This is a genomic window from Bradyrhizobium ingae (genome assembly GCF_055791185.1).
The window spans coordinates 63018-74850 of the sequence record NZ_JBVUBB010000039.1 but is presented as its reverse complement, the minus strand read 5'-3'; the positions used below and the strand labels follow the sequence as shown (position 1 = coordinate 74850).

The 11833-nt window shown below is 64.3% G+C and carries 10 protein-coding genes; 6 read left to right on the top strand and 4 right to left on the bottom strand.

Translation table 11 applies throughout. The features are described from left to right. Positions 1-272 precede the first annotated feature (272 nt). The 4 genes from ACV1FX_RS35220 (at position 273) to ACV1FX_RS35205 (ending at position 3205) form a co-directional block, all read left to right on the top strand. Positions 273-692, top strand: coding sequence for an HIT domain-containing protein (locus tag ACV1FX_RS35220; RefSeq protein ID WP_473122135.1), 420 nt, complete (start codon positions 273-275; stop codon positions 690-692). A gap of 27 nt (positions 693-719) precedes the next feature. After that, positions 720-1664 carry an NAD(+) diphosphatase gene (gene nudC / locus ACV1FX_RS35215; RefSeq protein ID WP_473122134.1) on the top strand — a complete coding sequence of 315 codons (945 nt, stop codon included), beginning with the start codon at positions 720-722 and terminating at the stop codon, positions 1662-1664. A 12-nt stretch (positions 1665-1676) separates the two neighbouring features. Continuing rightward, positions 1677-2597, top strand: coding sequence for a PfkB family carbohydrate kinase (locus tag ACV1FX_RS35210; RefSeq protein WP_473122133.1), 921 nt, complete (start codon positions 1677-1679; stop codon positions 2595-2597). A gap of 98 nt (positions 2598-2695) precedes the next feature. Beyond that, entirely contained in the window at positions 2696-3205 is a 510-nt protein-coding gene (locus ACV1FX_RS35205) for an Lrp/AsnC family transcriptional regulator (RefSeq protein ID WP_473122132.1), read from the top strand. Between the two features lie 155 nt (positions 3206-3360). Here ACV1FX_RS35205 and ACV1FX_RS35200 read toward each other — a convergent pair whose 3' ends face one another. After that, complete coding sequence (locus ACV1FX_RS35200) at positions 3361-4860, bottom strand: phosphomannomutase/phosphoglucomutase (protein WP_473122131.1); 1500 nt, start codon at positions 4858-4860, stop codon at positions 3361-3363. A 417-nt stretch (positions 4861-5277) separates the two neighbouring features. On the opposite strand from ACV1FX_RS35200, the gene ACV1FX_RS35195 reads away from it, so the two are divergent. Beyond that, positions 5278-5904, top strand: coding sequence for a transglutaminase-like cysteine peptidase (locus ACV1FX_RS35195; RefSeq protein ID WP_473122130.1), 627 nt, complete (start codon positions 5278-5280; stop codon positions 5902-5904). Positions 5905-5940: 36 nt separating this feature from the next. Here the strand turns inward: ACV1FX_RS35195 and ACV1FX_RS35190 are convergent, their stop codons facing one another. The 3 genes from ACV1FX_RS35190 to ACV1FX_RS35180 form a co-directional block, all read right to left on the bottom strand. After that, complete coding sequence (locus ACV1FX_RS35190) at positions 5941-6456, bottom strand: TIGR02281 family clan AA aspartic protease (RefSeq protein ID WP_473122129.1); 516 nt, start codon at positions 6454-6456, stop codon at positions 5941-5943. Positions 6457-6581: 125 nt separating this feature from the next. Beyond that, positions 6582-9059 (bottom strand): ATP-dependent helicase HrpB, encoded by a 2478-nt coding sequence (hrpB, locus tag ACV1FX_RS35185; RefSeq protein ID WP_473122128.1) that lies wholly within the window; start codon positions 9057-9059, stop codon positions 6582-6584. 141 nt (positions 9060-9200) lie between these two features. After that, positions 9201-10517, bottom strand: coding sequence for a UDP-glucose dehydrogenase family protein (locus ACV1FX_RS35180; RefSeq protein ID WP_473122127.1), 1317 nt, complete (start codon positions 10515-10517; stop codon positions 9201-9203). A 200-nt stretch (positions 10518-10717) separates the two neighbouring features. Between ACV1FX_RS35180 and ACV1FX_RS35175 the strand changes: the two genes are divergently transcribed. Continuing rightward, positions 10718-11785 (top strand): acyltransferase family protein, encoded by a 1068-nt coding sequence (locus ACV1FX_RS35175; RefSeq protein ID WP_473122126.1) that lies wholly within the window; start codon positions 10718-10720, stop codon positions 11783-11785. Positions 11786-11833 lie beyond the last annotated feature (48 nt).

Genomic DNA, 11833 nt, shown 5'->3' with positions numbered 1-11833 from the left:
TCGCGGAAACCATCTTGGCCAGCGGTCCAACAAGCCGCATCAACAGGCCGGACATATGGATGCAAGCGATCCGATCAAACCTCACTTGGCTCTTGTGCCACGGGGGCCGTCCACATATGGGTCCCGGATCTGCGCTTCGCGTCGCTACGCTTGTCCGGGACGACGGTCGCGTATGCAACGGCCGCGGAGCGTCATCCTTCCCCAATCAGACTCCGTATCGTATGGTCGAACTAAACAAGCCCGATCGCGCCGGGCCTTTCGGAAACACTTTCATGCCTGATCCCGCCTGGACGCTGCACACCCGCCTGAAAGAGGACACCATCGATATCGGCGACCTGCCGTTGTCGAAAGTGTTGGTCATCAAGGACGCACATTACCCGTGGCTGTTGCTGGTGCCGCGCCGTGCAGATGCGGTCGAGATCATCGATCTCGACGAAGTCCAGCAGGCACAATTGATGACCGAGATCACGCGCGTCTCGCGCGCGCTGAAGGAGATCACCAAATGCGACAAGCTCAATGTCGCCGCGCTCGGCAACCTCGTGCCGCAGCTTCACATCCACATCATCGCGCGCCGCACCAGCGATGCGGCGTGGCCGCGCCCGGTCTGGGGCGTGATGCCGCCCTTGGCGCATGATGCCGCAGAGGTGCAGAATTTCATCAGCGCGCTTCGCCGCAAGATCTGGTTGGGTTGAAAGAACGATTGGGTTGAAAGAACAATAATGTCAGCATTCGACTCGTTTCCGCTGGGACAGCCGGCCTTCGTCACCAATGTCCTCGATCGCGCCGCGCATCTGCGCCTCAATGACGAAAAACTCTTCGCACTCGAACAGAAGCCGTCGTCGCGCGCCTACGTCGTCTATCGAGATTCGCTGCTGGTGAAGCGCGAGGGCGAGCGCGTTCGTGCCCTGCTCTCGATCGACGAGGCCACCAAATGCGGCGCCAATCCCGGCACGATCTTCTTAGGCTTGCGCGAAGGCGCCGCGGTGTTCGGCATGGGCATGCCGCAGGCGGCGGCCGAAAAGCTGATCGGCCGGGAGGACTATGCCGTGACCGAATTGCGCGGCATGGCCATGCAGGGCGCGATCCACCCGGATGAGCTATCCGCAATCGCGATGGCGAAGTCGATGGTCACCTGGCATCAGCGCCACGGCTATTGCGCCAATTGCGGCGCCCGCAGCGCGATGAAGGAAGGCGGCTGGAAGCGCGAGTGTCCTGCCTGCAAGGCCGAGCATTTTCCGCGCACCGACCCGGTCGTGATCATGCTGATCGCCTCCGGCGACAAGTGCCTGCTCGGCCGCCAGAAGCAGTTTCCGCCGGGCATGTATTCCTGCCTCGCCGGCTTTGTCGAGGCGGCCGAGACCATCGAGGACGCAGTGCGCAGGGAGATCTTCGAGGAATCCGGCATCCGCTGCACCGATGTGCAGTACTACATGACGCAGCCTTGGCCCTACCCGTCGTCGCTGATGATCGGCTGCAGCGCGCGAGCGCTGACCGATGAGATCACCGTCGACCACTCGGAGCTGGAGGACGCGCGCTGGTTCAGCCGCGACGAGGCACGATTGATGCTGTCGCGGACGCATCCGGACGGGCTTGCCGGTCCACACCCCTTCGCCATCGCCCATCATCTGGTCGGCCGCTGGTTGCAGGGCAAGGACGGCGTGTAGCTGCAACGGCCGATGTCCGCCAAATCAATCGCGCCGCGTATCCTCTGCATCGGCATCCCCGTGCGCGACCTCACTTTCCGTGTGGACGGCGTGCCCGAGCATGGCAGCAAGGCGAACGCCACGCATCTGGAGGAGATCTGCGGCGGCAACGCGCTCAATGCCGCGATCGCCATCGCGCGGCTCGGCGGGCGCGTCGCCTTCGCGGGGCCGATGGGCGATGCGCAGGAGACCTCGAGCAGCTTCATCCTCGAGCGCATGGCGCTCGAGGGCATCGACGCGGGGCACGTCGTGCGCATGCCGGGCGTGACGACGCCGGTCTCGGCGATCATGATCGACGCGAGCGGCGAGCGCACCCTCGTGATCTATCGCGATCCCAAACTGTGGTCGGTGAGGCTGCCTGATGCCGACGCGTTGCTCGGCGACTGCGATGCCATCTTGGTCGAGAGCCGCTGCGCCGAATTCGCCCTTCCCTTCTGCGCCGAGGCGCGACGCCGCGGCATTGCCGTCATCGTCGGCGTCGACCGCGCGATGTCGGCAGGCGATGGCCTCTTCACCGCTGCCTCGCACATCCTGTTCGCCAGCGAGCAGTTGCAGGAAACGGCCGGTGTCGCCGACGACGCTGGCGCGCTGAAAACGCTTGCGAGACTGACATCGGCATTCCTTGCCGCCACCCGCGGCCCGCGCGGTACGATCTGGCTGAATGAGCGAAGCGAACTGGAGGAGACAGCGGCGTTTCCAGTCCGCGCCGTCGATACGCTCGGCGCAGGGGACGTCTTCCATGGCGCCTTTGCCCTTCGCCTTGCCGAAGGCCGGGGTGCACGGGAGGCGCTGCGATTCGCCGCAGCCGCGGCCGCGCTGAAATGCACCCGCTTTGGTGGCGGTCTGGCCGCCCCGCAACGCATTGAAGTTGAAGAGCTTTTGCTCGAAAGGTGAGCGGTGCGGCACCCTGTCGCCGGGAATATAGGCTTGCTCTAGAAGATTTTTCTATATATGAGGGGTTTCGACCCTGAAAATGGAAAAAAGTTCCCCAGATGAGCGACCTCGCCGTCCAACTTCCAGAGACCAACCGCCGCCTCGACGCCATCGATCGCAAGATCCTGATGGTCCTCCAGGATGATGCCTCCCTGTCCGTCGCCGAGATCGGCGATCGCGTCGGGCTCTCGTCCACGCCTTGCTGGAAGCGCATCCAGCGCCTTGAGGCCGATGGCGTGATCCTCAAGCGCGTGGCGCTGGTCGACCAGAACAAGATCGGGCTCGGCATCTCCGTGTTCGTGTCGGTGGAAAGCGCCGACCATTCGGAGGCCTGGCTGAAGAAATTCGCCGAGGCCGTCAGCGCCATGCCCGAGGTGATGGAGTTCTACCGGATGGCCGGCGACGTCGATTACATGCTGCGCGTCGTGGTCGCGGACATGCAGGCCTATGACGTCTTCTACAAGAAGCTGATCAGCGCTGTGCCGCTCAAGAACGTCACCTCGCGCTTCGCCATGGAGAAGATCAAGTCGGTCACCACACTGCCGATTCCGGCGGTGGTGGCGGCTTGAGGCCACACAGTTCACCACACGGGAGCTGTCATCGCCCGGCTAGACCGGGCGATCCAGCACTCCGAGACGGTCGTGATTGAACCGAAAAGCCGCGGCGTCCTGATGCCCCGCCTGCGCGGGGCATGACGTAGTGTACGTGGTGCCGCTGGCGCGCCTCAAATCTTCTGATTGTACTCGCCGACTTCCGGATGCGTGCGCAGCACGCTATTCACCATCTCGAACATGTCGTGCATGCGCTGTTCGGAGACCGGGCTCTCGACCACGACCACGAGCTCGGGCTTGTTGGAGGACGCGCGCACCAGGCCCCAGCTGCCGTCCTCGACCGTGACGCGCACGCCGTTGACGGTGACGAGGTCGCGGATTGCCTGGCCGCCGATCTTCGCGCCGCTGTTCTGAAGACCTTCGAAGTGCTTCACCACGGCGTCGACGATGCCATACTTGGCTTCATCCGCACAGTGCGGTGACATGGTCGGCGACGACCAGGTCTTTGGCAGCGCATTCTTCAGATCCGCCATCGTTTTACCGGGCGCGCGGTCGAGCATGTCGCAGATCGCGATCGCGGAGACGAGGCCGTCGTCATAGCCGCGCCCGAACGGCTTGTTGAAGAAGAAATGGCCCGACTTCTCGAAGCCGGCGAGCGCGCCCATCTCGTTGGTGCGGCGCTTCATGTAGGAATGGCCGGTCTTCCAATAGGCGGTTTTCGCACCCTGCTTCTGGAGCACGGGATCGGTGATGAACAGGCCGGTCGACTTCACGTCGACGACGAACTGCGCGTCCTTGTGGATCGCCGACATGTCGCGCGCCAGCATCACGCCGACCTTGTCGGCAAAGATTTCCTCACCGGTGTTGTCGACGACTCCGCAGCGATCGCCGTCACCGTCGAAGCCGAGGCCGACGTCGGCCTTGTGATGCAGCACGGCGTCGCGGATCGCGTGCAGCATCTCCATGTCTTCTGGATTCGGATTGTATTTCGGGAAGGTGTGGTCGAGCTCGGTGTCGAGCGGGATCACCTCGCAGCCGATCGCCTCCAGCACCTGCGGCGCGAACGCGCCGGCGGTGCCGTTGCCGCAGGCCGCGACGACTTTCAGCTTGCGCTTCAGCTTCGGACGGTTGGTGAGATCGGCGATATAGCGCGCCGGATAATTTTCGTGGAACTGGTAGGAGCCGCCGGCCTTGTTCTTGAAATCGGCGCCCAGCACGATCTCCTTCAGCCGCGTCATTTCGTCGGGCCCGAAGGTCAGCGGACGGTTGGCCCCCATCTTCACGCCGGTCCAGCCATTGTCGTTGTGCGAAGCCGTGACCATGGCGACGCACGGCACATCCAGGTCGAACTGTGCAAAATAGGCCATCGGCGTCACGGCGAGGCCAATGTCATGCACCTTGCAGCCCGCCGCCATCAGGCCGGAGATCAGCGCATATTTGATCGAGGCCGAATAGCCGCGGAAATCGTGCCCGGTGACGATCTCCTGCTTGACGCCGAGCTCGGCGATCAGCGCGCCCAGCCCCATGCCGAGCGCCTGCACCCCCATCAGGTTGATTTCCTTGTTGAACAGCCAGCGCGCGTCGTATTCGCGGAAGCCGGTGGCCTTCACCATCGGCTCGGATTCGAAGTCATAGGTATTGGGCAGCAGCGCAGATTTCGGCTTGGGAAACATCGAGACAATCTCGTTAACAGGCAGGAGGAATATACCGCAGGCATAGCGAATGCTCAGGCCGAGCGGAAGGGTGGGATGAGCGGCTTATGGCTGATAATTGCGGCAGTTTGGTAACGGAAAACCTTACTCGCGCTGCCCCGAGTACATACAAGGGATCAGCAAAGTTCTCCCAAAGTTCTCGGCCGCGATTGATTCGCTCGATAGCGGATGTGCAGTTTGTGCCTCACAACCTCTGATCGCGAGAATGTGTTGAAACTAACCGGCCCGATCGCGCATATCCGCTATGGATTACTCCGTCTCGCCCCGTGGACAATCCACACTCGCCCCGGTGCAGGACGCAGCCTGACCGATCAGTTGGAGCGTTAACTCAAGCCACGTCTCGCCCTCTCTCCACGACGCAACCGTGGGGGAACCAGTATGCGTACGGCGTCGATCCCGGCTGCGATCGCGGCCGGCACAGTCATTATGATTTGCGAGATGGCCGCAGCTCAACCGGCCAATCAGAGGGTGTGGGGTATGCCGACTGTTCCTCCGTCGGCGCCCCTGCATCTCAAGCTCGGCGAACCAACGCTTCCGCCCATGGCATACACGATGTTCTGCCTGCACTACCCCGACGAATGCCACGCCCGCGCGCTATTTCGTGGGGGGCCGCTCTCCCTCACCGAGGCACGTTGGACGGATCTGGAAGAAGTCAACGAGACCGTGAACAAAGCCATCGTCCCGGAGCCGAATGAGCCGGTTGTGGGGGTAGAAGCTTGGCTGATCGACCCGAAGCGCGGCGACTGTAACGACTATGCCGTCAGCAAGCGACACAGGCTTCTGAGCCTTGGATGGCCGCAGCGGGCCCTCCTGCTCGCCGAGGTCGTGACCGTCTGGGGCAAGCGCCATCTCGTTCTGCTGGTTCGAGCGAAGAGCGGCGACCTGGTTCTGGACAATTTGTCCCGGCAGATCAGACCATGGACGCGCGCCCCCTATCGCTGGCTTCGAATTCAATCGCCGAGCAACCCGCGATATTGGAACAACGTCGCACCGCGCAGTGTATAGGGCTTCGCCGTCAGGTCGGAGGACCGAGCCGAGGCCTTATTGCTCAAGCACCATCTGGCCGTTGGCGTATTCGAAGCGCCTCAGCTTGGACAGGAAGGAGAGCCCGAGCAAATTCTCCGACAGCGCCTCGTCCGGCAGCACCATCGCATCGACGTCGCGAACGATGAGGCCGCCGACGTCGAGCATGGCGATGCGGGTGCGCGCAGCCTTGATGGTGCCGTTGGCGGTGACGACGTTCGCGTTGTAATCGCCGCGCGACGGGCGCAGTCCGAAGCGTGCAGCCGAGGTTTCGTTCAATGCCACCACGGAAGCGCCGGTGTCGACCATGAAGCCGATGCGCTGACCGTCGATCCGGCCATCGGTCTGGAAATGGCCGCGGGCATCGCGGGGGATGCTGACGCTGCGATTGCTCGCTTGCGGCGCGGCGACCTGCGCTGCGGCCATATGGCGCGGCACTGAGGTAGCGGAGGCCGAGCTCATCTTGTCGGCCATCTGCGCCATGAAGGTACCCAGCCCAATCATGATGGCCGCGAAGATCATAATGTTACGCATGACACCACTCGGAACCGAAAATACGATCTCATCACGCTACGCGCCCGTCGGCGAGCGGGCTTGCGGCCGCGCCGCCGCCATTTTGGCGAAAAGCGTGACGGAAGGGTTAATGCGCGCTTATTGAATTACGTCCCGCGCGGCTTGGCGCGACGGGTGGGCAGCGCGCGCGCTGGATCGTCCGGCCAGGGATGTCGCGGATAGCGTCCGCGCAGATCGGAGCGTACCGCCGCGTAGCTGCCGCTCCAGAAGCCGGGCAGGTCGCGTGTCACCTGAACCGGGCGCTGTGCCGGCGAGAGCAGCTCGAGCACGAGCGGCACCTTGCCGCCTGCGATCGATGGATGGGTGTTGAGGCCGAACAATTCCTGCAGCCGCACGGCGATCGTCGGCCCCTGCTCGGCCTCATAGTCGATCGCGAGCATCGTTCCGGTCGGCGCCTCGAAATGGGTGGGCGCCTCGCGTTCGAGCCGCGCGCGCAGCTCCCATGGCAACAGCGCCATCAGCGCCTCGGAAAGGTCGCCGGCGGAGACATCCTTCAGCGCCGTCTTGTCGTAGAGTGCAGGCACCAGCCAATCATCGCGCCGCGCGATCAGGGCGCCATCGGACAGATCGGGCCAGCTCTCGCCTTCGGCCTTGCGCAGGAACATCACGCGGTCGCGCCATTGGATGGCGGCTTTCGACCAGGGCAGCCGGTCGAGCCCGGCGGCGATCAGGCCGTCGGCGAGGATGCGTGCCGTCGTCTCGGACGGCGTGAGTGTGAGCGGAGACTCGGACAATGTGATCGCATGCAGCGCGCGCCTGCGCCGCGCGCGCAGCGCCATCGCGCCGCGATCGAAAGAGATCTCGTCCGCGGTTTCGATGTGCTCGGCGAAATGGCCTTCGATGTCGGTCTCGCTGATCGGCGCGGCGAGCAGGATGCGCCCGCTCGCCGCCGTGCCCGTCATCTCGGCCACCGCTATATAGGGCGCGCGCGCAAGCGAAGACGTCTGCTCGACGGCTGCGCCGCGTCCGTTGGCGAGCAAGAAGCTGCCGTTACCGCGGTTGCGCGCGACGCGGTCCGGGAAGGCGTAGGCGAGCATGATGCCCGTGCGCAAGTCGCCCTGCCCCGGCGTCCCTTTCTCCGATGACGCGACCTGCGAAGCCCAGCGCCGCGCAAGGTCACGGGCGCTGGTGGCACGGGACGAGCGATCGCGGCGGAACTGATCGAGACGGTGGTCGAGATCGACGCCGTCGCCGCCGAGCCCGCGCTCGGTGAGGATGGCGGCGATTTCGGCAGCGGCCTCGCCGCTGCCTGAGCGATGCGAATCCACGATCATCCGCGCGAGCCGCGGCGGCAGTGCCAACGCGCGCAGGCTTTTGCCTTCCGTCGTAATGCGACCGTCGGCATCGAGCGCGTTGAGCTCGGCAAGCAGGCTCCTTGCCTCCTTCCAGGCCGGCTGAGGCGGCGGATCGAGGAACGAGAGCGCGGCAGGATCGCTTACTCCCCACTGTGCAAGATCGAGCACGAGCGAAGAGAGGTCCGCGCTCAGAATTTCAGGCTGCGTGTAGGGTATCAGCGAGGCGGTCTGCGGCTCGTCCCAGAGCCGATAGCACACACCGGGCTCGGTGCGGCCCGCGCGACCGCGGCGCTGGTCGACCGCAGCGCGCGAAGCACGCACGGTCTCGAGGCGCGTCAAGGCGATATCGGGCTCATAGCGCGGCACGCGGGCAAGGCCGGAATCCACGACAATGCGCACGCCCTCGATGGTGAGCGATGTCTCCGCGATCGAGGTCGCCAGCACCACCTTGCGCGTGCCTTGGGGCGCGGGCGCGATGGCGCGGTCCTGCACGGCAGCATCCAGCGCGCCGAATAGCGGCACGATCTCGATCGCGGCATCATGAATGCGCTCGGCGAGAAAATTCTGCGTGCGCCGGATCTCGGCCGCGCCCGGCAGAAACGCCAGCACCGAGCCGGCGTCAGTGCGCAGCGCGGAGGCAATCGCATCCGCCATCTGCCGCTCCAGCGGCGCGTCCGCCTTGCGGCCGAGATAGCGCGTCTCGACCGGAAACGCGCGGCCCTCGCTCTCGACGACGGCGGCCTCCCCCAGCAGCCTCGCCACCCGGGCGCCGTCCAGCGTCGCCGACATCACGAGGATGCGCAGATCCTCGCGCAGGCCCAATTGCGCATCGCGCGCCAGCGCAAGGCCGAGGTCGGCATCGAGCGAGCGCTCGTGGAATTCGTCGAACAGGATGGCGGCGACGCCCGTCAGCTCGGGATCGTCGAGGACCTGGCGGGTGAAGATGCCTTCCGTCACCACCTCGATGCGGGTCGCGCGCGAGATTTTCGAGCCGAAGCGGACGCGATAGCCGACGGTCTCCCCAGTTCGCTCGCCGAGCGACTTCGCCATGCGGTCAGCGCTTGCTCGCGCCGCGATGCGCCGCGGCTCCAGCACGATGATTTTCTTACCCCTGGCCCAGGACGCATCCAGCAGCGCCAGCGGCACGCGCGTGGTCTTGCCGGCGCCGGGCGGCGCCACCAGCACGGCGGCGTTGTGCACTTCCAGCGTGCGCGACAACTCGTCGAGCACCGCATCGATCGGAAGGGGCGTGTCGAAGCTGCGAGGCAAAATCCGGCATCCGTCATCGCCCGCCGCGCGCGCAATTGCGCACCAAGGTGGGCGATCCAGTAAATTCAGACCCTCGTCATCGACGACGGTCGAGCGTCCTGGATACCCCGCCTTCGCGGGGTATGACAACAAGATGTGCGATCAGACCTGCCCCGCGGGCCGTCCGACGCTCTCATAGATGAAGCCGGCCGCTTCCATGTCTTCGGGACGGTAGATGTTGCGCAGATCGACCACGATGGGCTGCACCATGATCTCCTTCAGCCGGTCGAGGTCGAGCGCACGGAACTGCACCCATTCGGTGACGATGACCAGCGCGTCCGCGCCCTTGGCGCAGGCGTAGGCATCCTCGCAATATTCGATCGCCGGCAGCTCGTGCCTGGCCTGCTCCATGCCGACCGGGTCATAGGCCCGCACCTTCGCGCCCTGGTCGAGCAGACCGGTGACGAGCGGGATCGAGGGCGCATCGCGCATGTCGTCGGTGTCGGGCTTGAAGGTGAGACCGAGCACGCCGATGGTCTTGCCGCGCAGCGAGCCGCCGAGCGCGTGGCTGACCTTTCGCGCCATCGCGCGCTTGCGGTTCTCGTTGACTGCGAGCACCGCCTCGACGATGCGCAGGTTCACGTCATAGTCCTGCGCGATCTTGATCAGAGCCTTGGTGTCCTTCGGAAAGCAGGAGCCGCCGAAGCCCGGGCCGGCATGCAGGAACTTGGTGCCGATGCGATTGTCCAGGCCGATTCCGCGCGCGACCTCCTGGACGTTGGCGCCGGCCTTCTCGGACAAATCGGCGATTTCGTTGATGAAGGTGATCTTGGTCGCCAGAAACGCGTTGGCGGCGTATTTGATCATCTCCGCGGTGCGGCGCGCGGTGAACATCAGCGGCGCCTGGTTCAGCGACAGCGGACGGTAGATGTCGCCCATCACCTTGCGGCCACGCTCGTCATTGGTGCCGACCACGATGCGATCCGGAAATTTGAAATCGCGGATCGCCGCGCCCTCGCGCAGGAATTCCGGATTGGACGCGACCACCACATCGGCCTTCGGATTGGTCTCGCGGATGATGCGTTCGACCTCGTCGCCGGTGCCGACCGGAACGGTCGACTTGGTGACGACGACCGTGAAGCCGGAGAGCGACGCAGCGATCTCGCGCGCGGCAGCGTAAACGTAAGACAGGTCGGCATGACCATCGCCGCGCCGCGACGGCGTGCCGACCGCGATGAACACGGCGTCCGCCTCCGCCACCGGCCCCGAAAGGTCGGTCGTGAAGCTCAGGCGCTTGGCCTTCACATTGGTCTCGACCAGCGAGTCCAGCCCCGGCTCGTAAATCGGGATCTCGCCGCGATGAAGCGCTGCGATCTTGCGTTCGTCCTTGTCGACGCAGGTGACGTCATGGCCGAAATCCGCAAAGCACGCGCCGGAAACCAGCCCCACATAGCCCGTGCCGATCATGGCAATTCGCATGAAAAACCTGCCTGTCTTGGTTAACGCATGTTGATGCTTTGCAGCGGTCTTAGAGCATTTTCATGTCCGCGGGGAAGAGGCTGGCCGCAAGAAAAACGGCAAGAAAACCGGCATGTGATTTGTAGAGTAAAGGGGACCGAAACCTCGCGCCCGGCATACTGCCTCGCTCTTGGGCGGCAAGCGCCTCGAAAAGGGACACCATGACACCATCCGGCACAATCGTGGCAAGCGGAGGTTCCAGGACCTCGCCGCCGGCGCGCGTCGATTGGGTCGATTATGCCAAGGGCATCTGCATCGTCATGGTCGTGATGATGCATTCGGTGATCGGGGTCGAGCTCGCTGCCGGCGAACCCGGGTTCATGCATGGTCTGGTCGCCTTCGCAAAGCCGTTCCGGATGCCGGATTTCTTCCTGATTTCGGGACTATTTCTGCCGCTCGTGATTGATCGCGACTGGCGAATCTATCTCGACCGCAAGGTCCTGCATTTCGCTTATTTTTATGTCCTCTGGGTGACAATCCAGTTCGGCTTCAAGGCGCCGGCTTTCGCAGCCGAGACGAGCTGGCGCGATGCGGGCCTTCTGTATCTCGAATCATTCATCGAGCCGTTCGGCACGCTCTGGTTCATTTACCTGCTGCCGATCTTCTTCGTCGTCACAAAACTGACACGGCGAATCCCGCCGCCCGCGATCTGGCTCGCAGCAGTGCTGCTGGAGACCGCGCGGATCGCGACGGGGTGGACCGCGATCGACGAGTTCTGCGCACGCTTCGTCTATTTCTATTCCGGTTATCTGTTCGCGGATCACGTGTTCGCCTTGTCGGACCGCGCGCGCAGGCACCCCGCCATTGCCCTCGCCGCGCTTGGCGCGTGGGCGCTCGTCAATGCGGGTCTCGTGACACATGGCGCAAGCGAATGGCCGATGGTCTCGCTTCTGCTCGGCTTCTTTGGAGCCATCGCCATCGTGACGATGGGGACACTGCTCGCGCATGCGCGCTGGCTCAACTGTCTCCGGTTCTGCGGCGAGCATTCGATCGTGATCTATCTCGCTTTCTTCCTGCCGATGGCTGCGACGCGGACGCTGCTGCTGCGCACCGGCATTGTTCCCGACATTGGCGTGATGTCAGTGATCGTCACCAGCGCAGGCGTTATCGGCGCGCTCTTGATCTGGCAGGCGGCGTTGCGCCTGCACGCAAACTTCCTGTTCGAGCGGCCGGCCGCCTTCTGGATCGCGCCGAAGAAGTCGGGGCCGGTGTTGCAGGCGGCGGAGTGACACGGTAGCCCTCTGCGCGACGTCGTCCTGGCGAAAGCCAGGACCTAT